This window comes from Dietzia cercidiphylli, assembly GCF_039531545.1.
In the GTDB taxonomy this organism is placed as follows: domain Bacteria; phylum Actinomycetota; class Actinomycetes; order Mycobacteriales; family Mycobacteriaceae; genus Dietzia; species Dietzia natronolimnaea.
Genome location: NZ_BAAAQG010000006.1, coordinates 188441 through 208232, shown reverse-complemented (window position 1 = coordinate 208232; position 19792 = coordinate 188441). Strand labels below are relative to the sequence as shown.

The 19792-nt window shown below is 71.9% G+C and carries 20 protein-coding genes; 15 read left to right on the top strand and 5 right to left on the bottom strand.

Annotation, left to right across the window (positions count from 1 at the left end; translation table 11 throughout):
• The first annotated feature begins 1 nt into the window (after nucleotide 1).
• From folP to ABD250_RS05925, 10 genes are all read left to right on the top strand, one after another.
• Nucleotides 2–823, top strand: a complete 822-nt coding sequence (gene folP, locus ABD250_RS05970; RefSeq protein ID WP_179526138.1) for a dihydropteroate synthase — start codon at nucleotides 2–4, stop codon at nucleotides 821–823.
• Nucleotides 823–1215: a dihydroneopterin aldolase gene (folB, locus tag ABD250_RS05965; RefSeq protein WP_179524474.1), complete on the top strand. Its 393-nt coding sequence runs from the start codon at nucleotides 823–825 to the stop codon at nucleotides 1213–1215. The genes folP and folB overlap by 1 nt, the downstream gene beginning before the upstream one ends.
• On the top strand, nucleotides 1212–1736 hold the full coding sequence (folK, locus tag ABD250_RS05960; RefSeq protein ID WP_182610840.1) for a 2-amino-4-hydroxy-6-hydroxymethyldihydropteridine diphosphokinase: 525 nt from the start codon (nucleotides 1212–1214) through the stop codon (nucleotides 1734–1736). Before folB ends, folK begins: the two co-directional genes overlap by 4 nt.
• A 1-nt stretch (nucleotide 1737) precedes the next feature.
• Nucleotides 1738–2214 carry a DUF3180 domain-containing protein gene (locus ABD250_RS05955; protein ID WP_182659131.1) on the top strand — a complete coding sequence of 159 codons (477 nt, stop codon included), beginning with the start codon at nucleotides 1738–1740 and terminating at the stop codon, nucleotides 2212–2214.
• A gap of 91 nt (nucleotides 2215–2305) precedes the next feature.
• Nucleotides 2306–3424, top strand: coding sequence for a DUF6779 domain-containing protein (locus ABD250_RS05950; protein ID WP_179524477.1), 1119 nt, complete (start codon nucleotides 2306–2308; stop codon nucleotides 3422–3424).
• A gap of 158 nt (nucleotides 3425–3582) precedes the next feature.
• Nucleotides 3583–4536, top strand: coding sequence for a DUF2520 domain-containing protein (locus tag ABD250_RS05945; protein WP_179526139.1), 954 nt, complete (start codon nucleotides 3583–3585; stop codon nucleotides 4534–4536).
• Nucleotides 4533–5519, top strand: coding sequence for a pantoate--beta-alanine ligase (gene panC, locus ABD250_RS05940; protein WP_179524478.1), 987 nt, complete (start codon nucleotides 4533–4535; stop codon nucleotides 5517–5519). The genes ABD250_RS05945 and panC overlap by 4 nt, the downstream gene beginning before the upstream one ends.
• The gene (gene panD, locus ABD250_RS05935; RefSeq protein ID WP_179524479.1) at nucleotides 5520–5945 is read left to right on the top strand and encodes an aspartate 1-decarboxylase; all 426 of its coding nucleotides are present in this window, start codon (nucleotides 5520–5522) and stop codon (nucleotides 5943–5945) included.
• A gap of 16 nt (nucleotides 5946–5961) precedes the next feature.
• Nucleotides 5962–6732: a type III pantothenate kinase gene (locus ABD250_RS05930; protein ID WP_182645543.1), complete on the top strand. Its 771-nt coding sequence runs from the start codon at nucleotides 5962–5964 to the stop codon at nucleotides 6730–6732.
• A gap of 33 nt (nucleotides 6733–6765) precedes the next feature.
• Nucleotides 6766–7428: a TMEM175 family protein gene (locus ABD250_RS05925; protein WP_182659106.1), complete on the top strand. Its 663-nt coding sequence runs from the start codon at nucleotides 6766–6768 to the stop codon at nucleotides 7426–7428.
• Between the two features lie 31 nt (nucleotides 7429–7459).
• On the opposite strand, the gene ygiD is transcribed toward ABD250_RS05925, so the two are convergent.
• Nucleotides 7460–8251, bottom strand: a complete 792-nt coding sequence (gene ygiD, locus ABD250_RS05920) for a 4,5-DOPA-extradiol-dioxygenase (RefSeq protein WP_182659107.1) — start codon at nucleotides 8249–8251, stop codon at nucleotides 7460–7462.
• Nucleotides 8252–8510: 259 nt separating this feature from the next.
• On the opposite strand from ygiD, the gene ABD250_RS05915 reads away from it, so the two are divergent.
• The 3 genes from ABD250_RS05915 to lysS are packed head-to-tail and all read left to right on the top strand — an operon-like array spanning nucleotide 8511 to nucleotide 11589.
• The gene (locus ABD250_RS05915; RefSeq protein ID WP_241731117.1) at nucleotides 8511–8927 is read left to right on the top strand and encodes a rhodanese-like domain-containing protein; all 417 of its coding nucleotides are present in this window, start codon (nucleotides 8511–8513) and stop codon (nucleotides 8925–8927) included.
• Nucleotides 8928–8985: 58 nt separating this feature from the next.
• Entirely contained in the window at nucleotides 8986–9948 is a 963-nt protein-coding gene (gene glsA / locus ABD250_RS05910; protein WP_179524484.1) for a glutaminase A, read from the top strand.
• A gap of 21 nt (nucleotides 9949–9969) precedes the next feature.
• Nucleotides 9970–11589: a lysine--tRNA ligase gene (gene lysS, locus ABD250_RS05905; protein ID WP_182659061.1), complete on the top strand. Its 1620-nt coding sequence runs from the start codon at nucleotides 9970–9972 to the stop codon at nucleotides 11587–11589.
• A gap of 31 nt (nucleotides 11590–11620) precedes the next feature.
• Here lysS and ABD250_RS05900 read toward each other — a convergent pair whose 3' ends face one another.
• On the bottom strand, nucleotides 11621–12250 hold the full coding sequence (locus ABD250_RS05900) for a DUF1801 domain-containing protein (RefSeq protein ID WP_182659062.1): 630 nt from the start codon (nucleotides 12248–12250) through the stop codon (nucleotides 11621–11623).
• 102 nt (nucleotides 12251–12352) lie between these two features.
• On the opposite strand from ABD250_RS05900, the gene ABD250_RS05895 reads away from it, so the two are divergent.
• Entirely contained in the window at nucleotides 12353–12964 is a 612-nt protein-coding gene (locus ABD250_RS05895) for a L,D-transpeptidase (RefSeq protein ID WP_182645538.1), read from the top strand.
• A gap of 4 nt (nucleotides 12965–12968) precedes the next feature.
• On the opposite strand, the gene ABD250_RS05890 is transcribed toward ABD250_RS05895, so the two are convergent.
• From ABD250_RS05890 to hrpB, 3 genes are all read right to left on the bottom strand, one after another.
• Entirely contained in the window at nucleotides 12969–13523 is a 555-nt protein-coding gene (locus ABD250_RS05890) for a hypothetical protein (RefSeq protein WP_182610523.1), read from the bottom strand.
• Between the two features lie 141 nt (nucleotides 13524–13664).
• Entirely contained in the window at nucleotides 13665–14195 is a 531-nt protein-coding gene (locus ABD250_RS05885) for a hypothetical protein (RefSeq protein ID WP_182659063.1), read from the bottom strand.
• Nucleotides 14196–14307: 112 nt separating this feature from the next.
• The gene (gene hrpB, locus ABD250_RS05880) at nucleotides 14308–16872 is read right to left on the bottom strand and encodes an ATP-dependent helicase HrpB (protein WP_344391209.1); all 2565 of its coding nucleotides are present in this window, start codon (nucleotides 16870–16872) and stop codon (nucleotides 14308–14310) included.
• Between the two features lie 230 nt (nucleotides 16873–17102).
• Here hrpB and ABD250_RS05875 point away from each other — a divergent pair, with 230 nt between their 5' ends.
• Entirely contained in the window at nucleotides 17103–19751 is a 2649-nt protein-coding gene (locus tag ABD250_RS05875; RefSeq protein WP_179524491.1) for an ATP-dependent Clp protease ATP-binding subunit, read from the top strand.
• Nucleotides 19752–19792 lie beyond the last annotated feature (41 nt).

Below are 19792 nucleotides of genomic sequence, written 5' to 3'. Positions count from 1 at the left end.
GATGGGCATCGTCAACGTCACGGAGGACTCCTTCTCCGACGGTGGGCGGCACCTCGCCCCCGAGGCGGCCCTCGCCCATGCGCGTCGCCTGGTCTCCGAGGGCGCCGACCTCCTCGACGTCGGCGGGGAGTCCACGAGGCCGGGTGCGATCCGGGTCGATCGGACCGACGAGGCGGCCCGGGTGATCCCGCTGGTCCGCGCACTCGTGGAGGAGGAGGTCACGGTCTCGGTCGACACCATGCGCGCCTCCGTCGCGGCGGAGGCCCTGGACTCGGGAGCGGCGCTGATCAACGACGTCTCCGGAGGCCTCGCCGACCCCGGCATGCTGGAGGTCGTCGCCGACCACGGCTGCCCCGTGGTGCTCATGCACTGGGTGTCTCCCGACCAGTACCGGGCGGGCGCCGGCGGGCGTGCCGACTACGGCGGGGACGTGGTGACCTCCGTCCGTGACCACCTCGCCCGCCGCGCCGACGCGGCGGTGTCCGCAGGCGTCGACGCGGGCTCGATCGTGGTGGACCCCGGGTTGGGCTTCGCCAAGGACGCCGCCGACAACTGGGCGCTGCTCCACCGACTCGACGTCCTCATCGACCTGGGCTTCCCGGTGTTGGTGGCCGCCTCCCGCAAGCGCTTCCTCGGGTCGCTCCTCGCCGACACCGCCGGTGTGCCCCGGGCGGTGGCCGACCGTGACCCGGCCACCGCGGCAGTCACCGCTCTCGCGGCGGCGGCGGGGGCGTGGGCCGTGCGAGTCCACGACGTCCCGCCGAGCGCCGACGCCGTACGGGTGACGGCCGCCTGGGCGGCCGGAGGGGTGGAGGAAGGCTGATGGCGGACCGGATCGAACTGAGGGGCCTGCGGGTCCGTGGCAACCACGGTGTCTTCGAGCACGAGAGACGCGACGGCCAGGACTTCCTCGTGGACCTGGTCCTGTGGACCGACTTCACCGCGGCCGCGGCGTCCGATGACCTCGCCGACACGGTCGACTACGGTGCGCTGGCGCTCTTCGCCCGCGACGTGGTGTCCGGGGCCCCCCGCGACCTGATCGAGACGGTGGCCTCGCAGATCGCCGACGGGATCATGGACCTGGCCCCGCAGGCACACGCGGTCGAGGTGACGCTGCACAAGCCGCAGGCCCCCATCCCGGCCGAGTTCGCGGACGTCGCGGTGGTGGCCCGACGCTCGCGTGTCCACGTCGACGGCCCGGGTGTGGACCGGTGACCTGTCGGGCCGTGCTGTCGATCGGCGGAAACCAGGGGGATTCTCTCGACCTGCTCCGTGGGGCGGTGGCCGCCGCCGCCCGGGAGGGCATCCTTCGTCGCGTCTCCTCCGTCTACGCGACCCCACCGTGGGGCGGGGTGGAGCAGGACGACTTCCTCAACGCGGTCCTCGTCGTCGACCACCCCGGGTCCCCCCGCGACGTGCTCGACTGGGGCTTCGCCCGGGAGCGCGCCGCCGGCCGCACACGCGAGGTCCGTTGGGGGCCGAGGTCCCTCGATGTGGACGTGGTGTCGGCGGAGGTCGACGGGACGCCGGTGCACTCCCGGGACGAGTCCCTGACCCTGCCCCACCCGCGCGCCGCCGAGCGCGCGTTCGTCCTGGTCCCGTGGTCGGAGGTCGAGCCCGGGGCCCGGCTCGACGGCCTCGCTCTCACCGACCACCTCGACGCCCTGGACCCCGCCGAGGTCGCCGCGGTCCGCCGGACGCACGACCGGCTGGCCCCCGAAGGGTGGAGCCGCTGACATGACTCGCATCGCGGTGTCCACCCTCGTCCTGGTCGCACTCGTCGCCGGTGTGGCCGCCTACTTCCTGACCGGTTCGCTGCTCGGGTCGCTGCCGCCCCTCGGGTGGGGATGGGTCACGCTCCCGGTGGTGGCGTTGATCGACGTGCTGCTTGCGCTCCGGATCCGGTCCGCGATCTCCGACGGCGGGGTCGGTCAGGACCGCAGTCAGATGCACCCGTTGACGATCGCGCGGTGCGCAGCCCTCGGGCAGGCGTCGGCCGTGCTGGGGGCCGCGGCCGGAGGTCTGGGCGTCGGACTCGTCCTCTACTTCGCACCGAGGTTGGGTGAGCTGGCGGCGGCCAGCGCCGAGCTGCCGCCGTCCGTGGCGGTGCTGGTGTCCGGGGCGCTGCTCGTGGGGGCAGGTCTGTTCCTCGAGTCGTCGTGCGAGACCCCGCCCTCCGACGATGACGTGGGGGGACTGGCCCAGTCGACCTGAGCGGATCGAGCGGTCAGCAGACGGCGGGCATCTGGAGGAACACGCGCTGGTTACCCGTGTGACTAGTGGTTCTCTGCGTATCATGCGGGGCATGAGTTCCGACGGCGCGATCGACAAGCCCCGATCCGTCCGCCCCGTCCGCGGCGACGACCGCGGCCTGGCGGGGATCGCTCTCGGGGCGCTCCTGGTGCTGGCACTCATCGCGACCGTGGTGATGGTCTTCTCCGACAATCCGGTGTGGATGCGGATCGGCACCCTCTCGGCACTCTGGGCGGCGTTCATCGGGGCGTTCCTCGTGGCCCGCTACCGGCGGCAGGCGGCGGCCGAGGCGGCCCGGGTCCGCGACCTGCACACCGTGTACGAACTGCAGCTCGAACGCGAGATCTCCGCCCGCCGCGAGCACGAGCTCGTGGTGGAGAAGGACCTGCGCGACTCCGTGCGTGCGGAGACCACCGACTCCATCCACGCGCTCCGCCACGAGATCGCCGCGTTGCGGGAGCAGCTCGGGCAGATGGGCGTCACCCTGACCGACGAGCGTCTCGCCGTGGGTGGTGACACCACAGCAGGGGAGCTCGGCGCCGGGTCGTCACTGCCATCGGTGCCGTCCGAGCGCGTCGAACCACGTCGTCGAGCACCGGAATCGACCCTGACACCCCCGTTCGGGACCTCTCCGTCGGGTCGCGCCTCGACCACTCCCGCCTCGACCACTCCCGCCTCGAGCAGCCCCGCGTCGTCCGGCAAGGCCGGTTCGACCCCACCCGCCTCGTCGAGCCCCTCCGGCCCGGTGCGCCCCCGGCCGTCGACGCCCGAGCCGACCGTCACCGGGGTCGGTCGTGACGTCACACCCAGCACCGAGCGCACCGAGAAGTTCTCGCCGGTCGAGGCGGGGGAGTCCCGCCCCGCCGGCTCCCGGGGCGACACGCCCCGTGGCCCCGCGGTCCGCCCCGCCGGCCGTTCGAGGTCGGAGCCGCCCACCCCGCCCACCCCGCCGGAACCGCAGAAGCCCGAGCCCGCACGGGAGCAGGCGCAGAAGCCTGAGCCCGAGCCCGCACGGGAGCAGGCGCAGAAGCCCGAGCCCGCGGCCACCGAGTCCGCGCCGCACAGCCGGCACGGCGAGGGCGGCGGGCTCTCGGTCGCCGAGCTCATGGCACGCCTCGGCGGTGACGAGGCTCCCGGCCGTGGGCGTCGCCACCGCCATTCGGCTGACTGAGGCAGCGCGACCCGGCCGATCGAGCCCCACCCCGACTTTGTGAGGTACGCCACTCGGGCGTGCCCCGGTCGGAGAGTGCGACTATTCTCGCCCCCGAGATGTCCGGGACCCACCACGTGAGCGGGCCTGGAACGGATCGAGCACTGGAGCACCTCATGATGTCCGAGTTCGGCGTCACCGGAACACCCCCTGCCCGCCTCTCGGTCGGCCTCGTGTCCGCGGGACGCGTCGGCACGGCGATCGGCGCCGCGCTGGAGCGTCGTGGCCACGTCGTCTCCGCGGTCGTCGCGCGCTCCGAGCGGTCACGTGAGCTCGCCTCCCGCCGTCTGCCGGAGGCGCGATTCTCCGATCCGGTCGCGGTGGCCGGGGCCGGGGAACTGCTGATCCTCGCGGTGCCCGACAAGGACTTGCCCGGAGTGGTCGCGGAACTGGCCGACGCCGACGCCTTCCGCCCCGGCCACATCGTGGTCCACGTCGCCGGCGCGGTGGGTGCGGACGTGCTCCGTTCCGCCGCCGACGCCGGCGCGGTCGTGGTGGCGGCCCACCCCGCCATGACCTTCACGGGCGGAGACTCGGACATCGAGCGCATGGAGGGCTGCTCGTGGGCCCTGACCTCCCCGGACGAGGTCGGCCTGGTCGTCGGACAGATGCTGGTGATGGAGACCGGCGGGCTGCCCGTCACCGTCGCCGAATCCCACCGGGCGCTCTACCACGCGGCGCTCGCGCACGGCGCCAACCATCTCGTCACGCTGGTCAACGACGCCGCAGAGGCGCTCGCGGCGTCCTTCTCTGTCCTGCCCGGCGGCGGGGTCCAGGGTGACCCGGACGGCATGCTCGGTTCGGACGCCGGGGCGCTGGCCCGCCGTACCCTCGAGCCGCTGCTGCGGGCCGCGCTCGACAACGTCCTGGCCTCCGGGGAGTCGGCGCTGACCGGCCCCGTGATGCGCGGCGACGCGGTGACGGTGTCGCGCCACCTCGACGCGCTCGAGGACGTGGACAGCGGAATCGCCGCCGGGTACCGCGCGCTCGCGCTGCGGACGGCGGATCGCTGCGGTGCCGGACGCGACGTCACCGACCTCCTGGCCCCCGACCTGACGGAGCAGCTGCGATGACCACCTCGACCCTCCCCGTGCGGACGGCGGTCCCGGGACGGCCGGGTACCGGCTACACCCGGGGCGAGCTGACCGTCCACCACGACCCCTCGGCGCTGCACGCGGTCACCCGGTCGCTGCGCAAGGTCGGCAGGCAGATCACCTTCGTCCCGACGATGGGGGCGCTGCACGAGGGACACCTGGCCCTGGTCGAGGCCGCCCGCCGGACTCCCGGCTCCGTGGTGGTGGTGTCGATCTTCGTCAACCCGCTGCAGTTCGGGCCCGGTGAGGACCTGGACGCCTACCCGCGGACACTCGACGAGGACGTGGCCAGGCTGGCCGCCGCCGGGGTCGAGCTGGTCTTCGCCCCCAGCGCCGCCGCGATGTATCCGAACGGGCCGAGGACCACCGTGCTGCCCGGGCCGACGGGGGACATCCTCGACGGTGCCTCCCGCCCCGGGCACTTCGCCGGGATGCTCACCGTGGTGGCCAAGTTGTTCAACATAGTCGCCCCTCACCAGGCGTTCTTCGGGGAGAAGGACTATCAGCAGCTGGTCCTGATCCGTCAGATGGTGGCCGACCTGGACATGGACGTCCGGGTGGTGGGTGTGCCGACCGTCCGCGAGTCGGACGGGTTGGCGATGAGCTCACGCAACCGCTACCTCTCCGGGGAGGAGCGGGAACTGGCCACCACGCTCAACGCGGCGCTCGTGGCCGGGACGTTCGCGGCCAAGGGGGGCGGGCAGGCCGTGCTCGACGCCGCCCGCGCGGTCCTGGCGGAGCGACCGCAGATCTCGATCGACTACCTCGAGCTGCGGGCCGGCGACCTCGGCGAGCCGCCGCAGGAGGGTCCGGGGCGGCTCCTCGTGGCGGCCCGGATCGGCTCCGCCCGCCTCATCGACAACGTCGGCGTGGCCATCGGCACGGGGTTCCTCGCCGCCGCCGAGGCGACCGTCGCCTCCCAGCAGGCCGAGCTGGCCGCAGACCTCCAGGAAGGCATCTAGATGCAGCGCACCATGCTCCACTCCAAGATCCACCGGGCGACGGTGACCCAGGCGGACCTGCACTACGTGGGTTCCTGCACCATCGACGCGGACCTCATGGACGCCGCGGACCTGCTCGAGGGGCAGCAGATCGACATCGTCGACATCGACAACGGCTCCCGTCTGACCACCTACGCCATCACCGGCGAGCGGGGCTCGGGGGTCATCAGCATCAACGGTGCGGCCGCGCACCTCGTCCATCCCGGGGATCTGGTGATCATCATCGCGTACGCGGTGATGGAGGACGCCGAGGCGCGGGCCTACGAGCCGCGCGTGGTCTTCGTGGATGCCCACAACCGCACGCTCACCGAGGGCACCGATCCGGCGGACGTCCCCGAGGGGTCGGGCCTGAAGAACCCGCGCGTCCCCGAGCCCGCCACCGTCTAGGTGTCGGGGTAGGGCCGTGTTACTCACCGTCGACGTCGGCAACACCCACATCCGGCTCGGCGTCTTCCCCCCCGATGGCGGTCCACTCGAGCGCACCTGGAGCATGCGGACGTCGCCGGCGGTGACCTCCGACGAGTTGGCGCTGACCATCCGGGGGTTGCTCGGCGAGTGCGCCGAGCGGCTCACCGGAATCTCGGCGATGTCGGTCGTGCCGTCGGTGACGGGCGAACTGCGACGGATGGCCGCAGATTACTGGCCCGGGTTGCGCGCGGTCGTGGTGGCGCCCGGAGTGAAGACCGGGGTACCACTGCTCGTGGACTCTCCGCGGGAGGTGGGGTCCGACCGGGTCGTCAACGCCCTGGCAGCCCACACCCTGTTCGAGGGCGCGGTGATCGTCGTCGACGTGGACACCGCGACCACGGTCGACGCCGTCTCCGCCCGCGGCGAGTTGCTCGGTGGGGCGATCGCGCCCGGGATCGACATCTCCGTGGACGCTCTCGCCGAGCGCGCGGCCGCGTTGCGCAAGATCGAGGTCGTGCGGCCCCGGGGCGCGCTGGGCAAGAACACGGTCGCCGCGCTGCAGGCCGGGATCGTGATCGGGTTCGCCGGGCAGATCGACGCGCTGGTCGACCGCCTGCGGACGGACGTCGCCGAGTTGGCCGACGCGGCGGTGGTGCTGACCGGACTGCGTGCGGACGTCGTGGCGGAGGAGTCGCGGACGATCACCGACGTGGAGCCGGAGCTCGCGCTCGAGGGACTGCGACTGGTGTTCGAGAGGAACACCTGAATCCCGCCCCGCGCCGGTGGCATGCTGTCCGCCATGGACGGGATCGGACGGAGAGAGATCGACGACGACGAGGTGATCCGCAGGGACACCTCCGAGTTCGACCGCGGGGTGTCCTTCTTCGACGCCATCTACGGCTTCGCCGTCACGCTGCTCATCGTGAACGTCGACCTGCCGGGGCCGGAGGCGTGGCAGGACCTCGGCTCCCTGGCGGCATCCGGGCTCGGGCAGCAGCTGACCGGGGTCGCACTGAGTTTCGTGGTGATCTGCGCGCTGTGGCGGGTCAACGTCAGGATGATCAAGGGCCTCACCGGACTCGACGGCCCGATGGTGGTCGGCAACCTCCTGGCGACGGGCCTGGTGATCCTCGTGCCCTTCACCACCGACGCGATCAGCAACCCGGCCACGGCCGATCTCGACATGCCGACCGCGCTCTACGCCCTCAACATCGCCGGGGTGTCCCTCGCGCAGGCCGCCGTGTACCAGCGTGGTCGCGCGGTCGGACTGGAACGCCGTTCCACGTCGGCGAGGGAGAACCGCAGAATGCTCCTGGCGGCGACCGCCACCCCGGTGGTGTTCCTGGCATCGGTCCCCGTGGCGGTGACGGTCGGCGCGGGGACCGCCCAGCTGATGTGGGTGTCCTTGGTCGTGCTGCTGCCGTTGACGGGCGGCCTCGCGAACCGGGCCAGGGGGACCTGACGGCGCAGCGGGGTCAGGCCGCGCGTGCGGGTCAGGCCGCGGAGCGGTAGCTCGTCATGGAGACCGACCCCCAGGCGTACCCCTTGCTGAAGGCGTCCAGCTTCTCGCCGGATCCGGCCGCCATCCCCGCCGTGTAGAGCAGGGGCAGGAAGTGGTCGGCGCTGGGGACGGCCAGTCGGGCGTCGGGGTGTTCGACCAGAGAGAGGGCGTCCTCCGGCCGCTCGGTGAGCAGTTCCTGGGCGTGGTCGTCGAATCGGTGCGCCCAGTCCGTCCCCGAGTCCCCGCGGGTGGGGTCCGCGGCCGCCAGGTTGTGCACCACGTTGCCGCTGGCCAGGATCAGCACACCGGAGTCCCGCAGCGCCGAGAGCCTGGTGCCCAGGTCGAAGTGGTAGCCCGCGGGCTTGGAGGCGTCCACCGACAACTGGGCCACCGGGACGTCGGCATCGGGGAACACGTGGGTGAGGACGGACCACGTGCCGTGGTCGAGCCCCCACGAGTCCCGGTCCTCGCCGACCCAGGTGGGTTTGACCACCTCGGCCACCTCCGAGGCGAGCTCGGGTGCACCGGCGGCCGGGTAGTCGAACTCGTTGAGCTCCCGTGGGAAGCCGTAGAAGTCGTGGATCGTCCTCGGGTTGGCCATCGCGGTCACCGCGGTGGCCCCGATGTACCAGTGGGCCGAGACGGCCAGCACGGCGCGGGGACGTTCGGGGAGGGAGGTGCCGAGCGCGGCCCATTCGCGGGTCCACTGGTTGACCTCGAGCGCGTTGAGGGGGACGCCGTGGCCGATGAAGACGGCGGGCTGACGCGTGCGTGCGGTGGTCATGATGCTCCTTCGGTCTGACTATATGATGCATCAACTAATGTTCGGGCGCCAGCGGGTGTGCTGTCGGGTGTGGTCAGCGGGCCGAAGGAATCCGCTCTTGTCGTAGATAGACCGGTCTGTCTATTATTGGGGCCATGCACGCACGACGAATGCCCTCGGCCGGTCCGGCGGGCTCCGCACGTGCGCAGCACTGGTGTCCCCGACCGGCAGCAGCACCCTCGAACGGACCGACCGGGACCCGCCTGACCAGGAGCACCAGATGACCTCTCTCGCCGTCACCCTCACCGACCCCGCCGCCCTCACGCTGGACGTGGCGGACTACCGCACCACCGTCGAGGCGGGGGCGCTCGTCGTGGACATCCGCTCACGGGTCCAGCGCGAGCGGCAGGGTGTGCTGGCCGGGGCGGTCGCGGTCGAGGCCCGCCCCGTCGTCGAGCTGCTCGATCCCCGTTCGGCGGCACCCCTCGCCGCCGTGGACGAGGGGCGCGAGGTGCTCCTCGTCAGTGACGACGGCCTCGACGCCGAGCTGTTCGCCCTGGAACTGCACTCCCGTGGTGTGCGAGGGGTCCGGGCGGTGGACGGGGGGCACGACGCACTGCGGGCGGCGGGGGCGCTCGGCCTGCTCTCGGACGCCGAGCACCTGCTGCGCGAGCGATCCGCGATCTCGGCGCACTGAGCGCGGCACCACGCCCGACCGGGGGCGCGCGGGCACCGGCCCCGGTACGGTCGCGTCCATGACGGACCACATCTCGGCAGACCTTCTCCAGGGCATCCTCGACGAGGTCCGTGACGACTCCTCGGGCGAACTGGTCCCGCACCTCGGCGACTACGAACACCCGAACCCCGACGCCCTGGCGATGGCGGTGTGCGACCTCGAGGGCACCGTGACCTCGGCGGGGGACGACGACATCCGCTTCGATCTCCAATCCGCCTCCAAGCCCTTCGTGTACGCCCTGGCCCTGGACCAGAAGGGCGTGGACGAGGTGGCCAAGCGGATCGGGGTCGAACCCTCCGGGGACGCCTTCAACGAGATCTCCCTCGAGGCCGGGACCGGCCGGGCACCCAACGGTCTGGTCAACGCCGGGGCGTTGGCCGCCCACGCGCTCGTCGGGGACACCGACGACGACGAGGTCTCGCGCTTCGAGCACATCCGCGCACTGCTCTCCCGCCTCGTCGGCCGTGACGTGGAGGTCGACGAGGAGATCGCCGACATCGAGGCCAAGAGCGCACACCGCAACCAGGCGCTCGCGCACCTCCTCGCCGAGGAGGGCACCCTCGCGGACGACCCCCACGAGGTGGTGGCGGGGTACGGACGCCAGTGCGCGGTCCGCGTGGACGTCCGGGAACTCGCCCACATGGCCGCCATGTTCGCGAACGGCGGTCTGAAGCCCGGCAGCGACGAGCGGATCCTCGGGCGCAAGGCGGTCCGCTACGCCAACAGCGTGATGTTCACCTGCGGCATGTACGACGCGGCGGGCGACTGGGTCTACCAGGTCGGACTGCCCGCGAAGAGCGGGGTGTCGGGGTGTCTGTTCGCGGTGGTTCCCGGTAAGTTCGGGATCGCGGCCTACTCGCCGCGCCTGGACGAGCACGGCAACAGTGTCCGGGCGGCGGCCGCCATCGAGCAGCTGTCGGACCGGTTCGACCTCCACGTCCTCGACCACGTGCGCGGTGACGGGTTCGGCCCCGCCGCATAGGGACGACTATCCTCGGGAGTCGTGACCGACTCGACCCCCGCCGCGACCGAGCCCGCCGACGACACCCCCGAGCAGCTGCGTATCCGTCGCGACAAGCGGCAGCGCATCCTCGATTCCGGCGTCGACGCCTATCCGGTCGAGGTCCCCCGCACGCACGGGCTCGTCGAGATCGCCTCGGATCCGCGCTTCGTCGCCCTCGAGCCCGGGGAGGAGACCGACGTCCGGGTCTCCGTCGCGGGCCGCGTGCTGTTCGTCCGCAACACGGGCAAGCTCTGCTTCGTCCGACTCCAGGACGGCGTGAGCCCGGACGCCGACCTGTCGGTCCCGGCGACCGAGGGCGGGCCCGACTCGTTCGCCCCGCAGTTGCAGGCGATGCTCTCGTTGGCCAACGTGGGCGAGGAGCGGCTCGAGGCGTGGAAGCAGGACGTGGACCTCGGTGACCACGTCTCGGTGACCGGCCGCGTGGTGCGGTCCAGGCGCGGCGAGCTGTCCGTCATGGCCGACTCGTGGGTGCTGGCGGCCAAGTCGCTGCGTCCGTTGCCGGTGGCGCACAAGGAACTGAGCGAGGACACGCGCGTCCGTCAGCGCTACACCGACCTCATCATGCGCGACACGGCCCGGCGCAACGCGGTCACCCGCATCAAGGTCGTCCGGGCCCTGCGGGACGCCCTCGACAGGCGGGGGTTCCTGGAGGTGGAGACGCCGATGCTGCAGACGTTGCACGGCGGCGCCGCCGCCCGGCCGTTCGTCACGCACTCCAACGCCCTGGACCTGGACCTGTACCTGCGCATCGCCCCCGAGCTCTACCTCAAGCGATGCGTGGTGGGCGGCATCGAGCGGGTCTTCGAGATCAACCGCAACTTCCGGAACGAGGGTGTGGACTCCTCACACAGCCCCGAGTTCGCGATGCTCGAGACCTACCAGGCCTACGGGGACTACGACACGTCCGCCACGATGATCCGTGAGGTCATCCAGGAGGTCGCGCGCGAGGTGTTCGGCACCACCACCGTCACCCTCGCCGACGGCACGGAGTACGACCTGGGCGGGCAGTGGCGTGAGATGCGTATGTACCCCTCGCTCAACGAGGCCCTGCGCGCGCAGCACCCCGAGGTGGTGGGGAACACCGACGAGGACACCGTCACGGTCGACTCGACGGTCGAGGAACTCACGGAACTGGCCGGCGAGGTCGGGCTCGAGGTGCCCTCGGGCAGGGGCTGGCTGCACGGCAAGCTGGTCGAGGAGCTGTGGGAGCACCTGTGCGGTGACCAGCTCGAGGGGCCGGTGTTCGTCCGCGATTTCCCGGTGGAGACCTCCCCTCTGACCCGCGATCACCGCACGGATCGGGGGGTCACCGAGAAGTGGGACCTCTACGTCCGTGGGTTCGAGCTGGCGACCGGCTACTCGGAGCTCGTCGACCCGGTGATCCAGCGTCGCCGGTTCGAGGACCAGGCGCGGCTCGCCGCGGCCGGTGACGACGAGGCGATGGTGTTGGACGAGGACTTCCTGGCCGCGATGGAGCAGGGGATGCCGCCCACCACCGGGTTGGGTATGGGGATCGATCGTCTGCTCATCGCGCTCACCGGGCTGGGCATCAGGGAGACGATCCTGTTCCCGATGGTCAAGCCGCTACCGCGGGACTGACGCGACCGTCACCGGCGACGCTCTGGCTGCGTCAGTCCGGCTGCGCCCACGCCGCCGCCACGAGTTCGCGGAGCACGGGTTCCCGGATCCGGGCCAGGGTCGTCACGTAGAGGCACCCCGTGCCGGTCTTGTGCGGCCCCAGCGTCGCGAGCAACGCGTCGGCTCCCGGGGCCCTGAGCAGTCCGTAGAGGCTGATGGCGGAGGCGCGGGGACTGAAGCCCACCCGGAGGGTGTCGCCCTCACGACCGCTGTCGTACACGTAGTGGTGCGTGCCGTAGCCCACGATCGACGGGCCCCACATGGACGGTGGTTCGCCGGTGACCTCGCCGAAGAGCTCGAGCAGGCGCAGGCCGTCCTCCACCCGCCGGGCGGTGGGCAACCCCTCGATCCACTGCCGTGGGGAGCCCGGTGTCTCGAGAAACGCCGTGTTGTCGTTGCGGCCGGTGGCGCGGGGCCGCGAGAGCGGATCGGCGAGGGACAGCCCCGCCGCGGACAGTGCGTCGCGCAGCACGCCGAGCTGGGAGGGGCCGACCCCGTGCAGCGCCAGAACGTCCCTCTCGGGCGTTCCGTCCAACTGGCGGAGGTCGGTGATCCCGGCCGCGGCGAGGGCGCGGGACGCCGGCGCGGAGAGCCGGGGGAGGGGAAGCGGTGACTCGCTCATGGTCCAGACGGTAGACCTCGCGCCGGTCGAGCGCCCGGGTCGAGACCGGACCGTGACAGCGAGTCGTCCGTCCGGGTGACGTGCCCCGGACATAATCACGGCATGAGAAGAATCCCCTCGCGAGTGGTGGCCGGCGCGGTGGCGGCGTTGCTGATCGCGGGTACCTCCACGTCCGCCGCCTCGGCCCAGGTCCCCCTACCGCCGGAGGCCCAGCAGGTGCTCGATCAGGCCCTGGCGGGATCCGTACAGGCGGACGCGGACCTGCGCACCGCCGCCGGCGGCTGGCTGGAGTCGGCGGGGATCACTCCTCCGCCCGGGTTCGTGCCCCCTCCGGCCGCGCCCCCGCCGCCGCCGGACCCCACCCCGCAGAGCCCGTGTCCGCGTACGGCCGCCGCGTGCGTCGACCTCGACGGGAACCGGACCTGGCTGCAGTCGGGGGAGCGGCTGAGCTACGGGCCGGTACGGATGTCGCACGGAAGGGTCGGTTGGGAGACCCCTCGCGGGACGTTCCAGGTCACCCGGAAGGTGCGCCACGAGGTCAGCCGTCTGTTCGACGACGCCCCGATGCCGTACTCGGTGTACTTCGTGGGAGGGATCGCCTTCCACGAGGGCGATCCGGCCTACGAGTCGCACGGGTGTATCCGGATGGACCGGCCCGCCGCGGCGACTTATTTCGAGAGGCTGCAGGTCGGGGACACCGTGGTGGTGTTCTGACGCCTCACGAGCCGGTGAACATGCGGGCCTCGGCGCGGTCCGGGAGCAGGTACTCGGCGGACTTGGCCGCCAACGCCGATCCGATGATCACGAGGATGAATCCGATCGCCGCGACGAACGGACCGTAGGTGACCGAGGTGCCGTCCGGCAGGCCCGCCAGCATCGGATCCGAGGTGTCGGTCGAGTTGAACAGGACCCAGACAAAGATGAGGTGGGCGATCAACACGAGGGACGCGAGTACCGCGTTGGCGGCCGCGAAGAATCCCAACCGGGTGAACAGCGTGACCGCCACCAGGACCGACAGCACGAGAAGCCCCAGGAAGTTCAGGGGCGCCATCGCGCGCAGGTCCAGGATCTCGGTGAGGTCGAGCGCGCTGATCCCTCCGCCGGTCCCGGTGCTCAACCAGGGGAGGTACAGACTGAGCAGGGCGAGCGCCAGCCCCACTACGGCGATCAGGCCGCCGACGCGGTTTCGCAGGTGCGGGATGATCTTGCCGCCGGTCGGGGTGCTCGCCGACGACGGCGAGGTGCGGGTGACGGGCGTTGTCTGTGCGGCCATGGCGGGTGCCCCTTAATCGGACCGGAACCTGTGAAGTGAGGTAAGTCACATAATAGGCGGGGTGTCCGGGTTCTGCCACAACGGTGCGTTCCGGCCGGACGGTGCGGTGGCGGACTGTGACCGCCGGACCGGGCCCGCCCGTCACGTCACGGGATCGACCGGATAGCGAGCGGACCGGGCGGCCCAGGCCGACCCCGCCGACACCATCACGAACCCGAACGCGGCCACATAGGGCCCGGAGGTCACCGTGGCGTTCGCGGGCAGGCCCGAGAGTGCCGGCTCCGTCGACCCCGTGGACAGGATCAGGGTCCAGACGAAGGCGAGGTGTCCCGCCAGGACCCCGATCGCCACCACCGCCGCCGCGACGGCGAACGACCCCAGGCGGGTGAGCGCGGTGACGGCCACGAGCAGGGCCAGGACAAGTAGTCCGACGAACAACACCGGTGCGACGCTGCGGACGTCGATGAGCTCGGTGATCCCCAGGGCCGAGATCCGCTCGTCCGCGCCCGTGGCCAGCCACGGCAGGTAGAGGCTGAGCAGCGCCAGCGCCAGACCGGTGAACGTCACCAGGGCCCCGATCCGGTTCCGGACGCGCGGGATCCGCTTGGTCCGTGCGGGGGTCCTGGTCGGGAGGGGGACCCGGTGGGGTGCGGGTGGGGTGTACGCGGGCATGGCGATCACGCTCCGGGCGGGGTCGACGGACGCAGGTGCGCTGACTCACATGGTATGAGGCGGACAACTCCGGGGCAGTGCGGCAGGGCGGTTCGTTATGGTAACGGGATCCTCAATGTCGACGGTTGGTCCGACGAGTGGGTTCGGCGCCCATCGGGTCCTCCGGCCACGGGTGCCGGGGATAGCGGCCCCGCATCTCCGCCCGTACACCGGGATAGGCCTCGCGCCAGAAGAACTCCAGGTCGCGGGTCACGGCGAGTGGCCGTCCGGCGGGGGAGAGCAGATGGACGGTCACGGGGACCCGCCCGTCGCAGATCCGGGGTGAGGTCGTCCACCCGAAACACTCCTGCAGCTTGACCGCCAGCACCGGTGCCGCGTCGGATCCGGGTTCGGGGTAGTCGACACGGTATGACGACGAGCTGGGCACCTGCAGGCGGTCGGGCACCAGCTCGTCGAACCGGGTCGCCTCCGGCCACGGGAGCAGCCGCCGCAGCGCGGGGCCGACGCCGCGTCCCGCCAGCTTCCCGCCACGCGTGAGGGCGTCGACCTCCGGCCCGAGCCATTCGGCCAGCCGGTCCGCGAGCGCCTCGGCCGACACCTCGGGCCAGGGCGGTCCGAGTTCCCGATGCGCGAGAGCCAGCCGGCGCCACAGGCGTAGAGCCTCGTCGTCGGGTCCGAGTGCGGACAGGCCGTCGGAGCGGACGGCGGCCGCCACGGCCGACACGGCGGCGGCGGGGCCCGGCCGCACCGGGGTGACGGAGAGTTCGATAGCCCCGAGCCGGCGGATCCGGCGTCCGGTCAGTGCGCCGCCCGAGAAGGTGGCCGCCTCGTCGTCGTCGAGTAGACCCGCCGCCGCTCGTTCGGCTCCCTCCCGGTCCACCGGGGCGGCGGCCCGGATCACGGCCCCCGCCTCCCCGGCGGCCCGTCCGGACGCCCGTGCGACCTCGGCCACCGCGAGCCACTCGTGGCCGGTGAGGGCGGACCCGGGCGGGAGGACCGCCCCTGTGCCCGACGCGAAGGTGTACTGCCCGCCCCGGCGGCGCGCCACCCGATCGGGATGGGCCAGGGCCACGATCAGGCCGACGGCGTCCTCGATCGGCATCCCGCCCGGCCCGCCACCGCTTCGGACCACGCGTTCCAGGCGGCGGGCCTCGCGCTCCCAGGTCCGGTGGTCCGCCGCGCGGCCCCCGCGTAGGGCGCGCAGGTCCGCCACGAGGTCGCCTGCGGGCGAGCGGCGACCCGAGGTCAGCAACGACACCACCTCCGCCGCCATCGCGCGGCCGACCACGGGGGCGCCGTCGAGCAACGCGCGGGCGTGCCGCGGGTCCGCGGGGACCCGGGCCAGGTCGCGCCCGCGGTCGGTGGCGCGGCCCAGGGCGTCAAGCGCGCCCAGGCTCTGCAGCACCGACTGGGCACGGCGGATCTCCCCGGACGGTGGGGGGTCGGGTAGTGCCAGACCCTCGCCCCGCGGGGCGCCCCAGCAGGCCACGTCCAGGGCGAACGCGGTCAGGTCCGAGGTGGCGATCGCCGGCGTGCGGTGCGCCGGCACGCGCGAGAACTCGTCCTCGGACAGGCAGCGCACCGCGATCCCCGGGCCGAGACGGGCCGCGCGGCCCGAGCGCTGCACGCAGGAGTCGCGGGAGGCGGACACCGTGACGAGCCCGGTCATGTCGCGTGCGGCGTCCCTGCGGGGTTCGCGGCTCAGGCACGCGTCCACCACCACCCGAACCCCGGGGACGGTGAGGGAGGACTCCGCCAGGTCGGTCGAGACCACCACCCGGGGCCGGGGTCCGGCCGCGCCCCGGCCCGGGGTCGGGTCCCCGCGGCCGGATCCCGAGACCGCCCGGTCCTGCTCGGCCGCGTCGAGCCCGCCGTGGAGGGGCAGGACCTCGGCGCGCCCGCCCAGTCGTGCCGTGAGCGAGCGCACCACGCGGTCGATCTCGCGGACCCCGGGGAGGAAGACCAGGGTGTCCGACCCGCTCGCGGTCACCTCGTCGGCCGCCACGGTGGCCACGTGGTCGAGGAAACCGTCGGTCACCCCACGGGAATCCAGTCGGGGAGCGAGGGGCGGGCGGTAGCGGATCTCCAGCGGATGAAGGACGGCCGGGATGTCGATCACCGGCGCCGAGGCCTCCGTTCCGGCGCCGCCCAGCAGGCGCGCGAAGCGACCGGCCTCGACGGTCGCGGACATGGCCACCACGGGCAGGTCGTCGCGGAGTTGGCGCAGCTCGCAGAGCAGGGCAAGGGCGAGGTCGGACTCGACGTCCCGCTCGTGGACCTCGTCGAGCACCACCGCCGCGGTCCCGGGCAGGTCCGGGTCGGCGATCAGGCGCCGTACCAGCACCCCCGGGGTCACGAACTCCACGAGGGTGTCCCGGCCGACGCTGGAGTCCCCGCGCACGGAGTAGCCCGCCAGGGTGCCGACCCCCGTCCCGGTCAGCGCCGCCAGTCGTCGCGCCGCCGAGCGGGCCGCCACCCGTCGGGGCTGGGTGACGACGACCCGTCCCGCGATCCCGTCCGCCGAGGCGACCGCCGGTGGGGCGAGGGTCGTCTTCCCGGTGCCGGGCGGGGCCTGGACGACCGCGGTCCCCCTGGTGGCGAGGGCGTCCCGGAGGGCGGGCAGCGCGGCGGCGAAGGGCAGTCCGTGGCCGATCCGGTCCAGATCGAAGGGGGTCACGTCCCCGCTCCGTCCACCCGTGTCATGTCCACGACCCTAGGCGCCGACGACGGAAGTCCGTCCCCCGGCGCACGGATCGGCGGCGTTCGCTGTCGGCGTACACGGATCTGCAATGGATCCCCGACCTGCCGCGTTGAACCCTGGTGACGGACCCGCTCCCGCTCCTGCGGTGCAGCGCGTCAAGCACGGCCACTAGAGTGGACGGAACCCGAGGAATGTGAGGTAGCACGATGTTCGAACGGTTTACCGACCGCGCGCGTCGCGTCGTCGTCCTGGCCCAGGAAGAGGCCCGGATGCTCAACCACAACTACATCGGCACCGAGCACATCCTGCTGGGTCTCATCCACGAGGGCGAGGGAGTGGCCGCCAAGGCACTCGAGTCCCTGGGGATCTCGCTGGAAGCGGTGCGGAGTCAGGTCGAGGAGATCATCGGCCAGGGCCAGCAGGCGCCCAGCGGGCACATCCCGTTCACGCCGCGGGCCAAGAAGGTCCTGGAGCTGAGCCTGCGCGAGGCGCTGCAGCTCGGCCACAACTACATCGGCACCGAGCACATCCTGCTCGGCCTCATCCGTGAGGGCGAGGGCGTCGCCGCCCAGGTGCTGGTCAAGCTCGGAGCGGACCTCACCCGGGTCCGCCAGCAGGTCATCCAGCTGCTGTCGGGCTACCAGGGCAAGGAGGCCGAGGCCACGGGCGCCCCCGCCGGCACCGGTGGTCGCGAGTCCGGTACGCCGTCGTCCTCGACGGTGCTGGACCAGTTCGGTCGCAACCTCACGCAGGCCGCCATGGAGGGCAAGCTCGACCCGGTCGTCGGCCGCGCCAAGGAGGTCGAGCGCATCATGCAGGTGCTCTCCCGGCGCACCAAGAACAACCCGGTGCTCATCGGCGAGCCCGGCGTGGGCAAGACCGCGGTCGTCGAGGGCCTGGCCCAGGCCATCGTCAACAACGAGGTCCCCGAGACCCTCAAGGACAAGCAGGTCTACTCGCTCGACCTGGGGTCGCTCGTGGCCGGTTCCCGCTACCGCGGAGACTTCGAGGAGCGCCTGAAGAAGGTGCTCAAGGAGATCAACCAGCGCGGCGACATCATCCTGTTCATCGACGAGATCCACACCCTCGTCGGCGCGGGTGCCGCCGAGGGTGCGATCGACGCCGCGTCGATCCTCAAGCCCAAGCTGGCCCGCGGTGAGCTGCAGACCATCGGCGCCACCACGCTCGAGGAGTACCGCAAGCACATCGAGAAGGACGCGGCGCTCGAGCGTCGTTTCCAGCCGGTCCAGGTCCCGGAGCCCAACGTGGAGCTGTCCATCGAGATCCTCAAGGGTCTGCGGGACCGCTACGAGGCCCACCACCGCGTCACCATCACGGACGCCGCCCTGGCCGCGGCGGCCCAGCTCGCGGACCGGTACATCAACGACCGCTTCCTCCCGGACAAGGCGATCGACCTCATCGACGAGGCCGGCGCCCGCATGCGGATCAAGCGGATGACCGCTCCGCCGGACCTGCGGGAGTTCGACGAGAAGATCGCGGAGGCCCGCCGTGAGAAGGAGTCCGCGATCGACGCGCAGGACTTCGAGAAGGCCGCGGGCCTGCGGGACACGGAGAAGAAGCTCATCGCCGAGCGCTCGGAGCGCGAGAAGCAGTGGCGTGCGGGCGACATGGATGTGGCCGCCGTGGTCGACGAGGAGCAGATCGCGGAGGTCCTGGGCAACTGGACCGGGATCCCCGTGTTCAAGCTCACCGAGGAGGAGACCACGCGTCTGCTCCGCATGGAGGACGAGCTGCACAAGCGGATCATCGGCCAGGAGGACGCCATCAAGGCTGTCTCCCGGGCCATCCGCCGCACGCGGGCCGGTCTCAAGGACCCCAAGCGGCCCTCGGGTTCGTTCATCTTCGCCGGCCCGTCCGGTGTCGGTAAGACGGAGCTCTCCAAGGCGCTGGCGAACTTCCTGTTCGGCGAGGATGACGCGCTCATCCAGATCGACATGGGCGAGTTCCACGACCGCTTCACCGCGTCCCGTCTGTTCGGCGCACCTCCCGGGTACGTCGGCTACGAGGAGGGCGGCCAGCTCACGGAGAAGGTCCGGCGCAAGCCGTTCTCGGTGGTCCTGTTCGACGAGATCGAGAAGGCCCACTCCGAGATCTACAACACGCTGCTGCAGGTGCTCGAGGACGGCCGTCTCACCGACGGGCAGGGCCGCATGGTGGACTTCAAGAACACCGTGTTGATCTTCACCTCCAATCTGGGCACGAGGGACATCTCCAAGGCGGTCGGGATGGGCTTCCAGTCCTCCGACAACACCGAGGACGCCTACGAGCGGATGAAGCAGAAGGTCAACGACGAGCTCAAGAAGCACTTCCGGCCCGAGTTCCTCAACCGCATCGACGAGATCGTGGTGTTCCACCAGCTCACCAAGGCTCAGATCGTGGAGATGGTCGACCTCATGGTCAGCCGCGTCGGCGTGGCGCTCAAGGCCAAGGACATGACCATCGAGATCACGGACCGGGCCAAGGAGCTTCTCGCCAAGAGGGGTTTCGATCCGGTATTGGGTGCGCGGCCGCTGCGTCGCACCATCCAGCGCGAGATCGAGGACACGCTGTCGGAGAAGATCCTCTTCGGCGAGGTCGCGGCCGGCGAGCTCATCACCGTCGACGTCGAGGGCTGGGACGGCGAGTCCGACAAGACCGAGGACGCCCGGTTCACGTTCACCGGGGTCCAGCGCCCGGACGCCGGGTCCCGCGAGGGTGAGGAGATCACCGCGAGCGTCGCACCCACCGGTGAGGCCGGCCCGGGCGACTCGCTCCCGCCCAGCTCGGGCGGCTTCGGTGGCGCAGCCCCCGGCGGCCCGTCGGGTAGCGGTGGGGCGGCTCCCGCCACCACCTAGGCCGGACACGCGGCACGGACACGAGGCGGCCCCCGCTCATC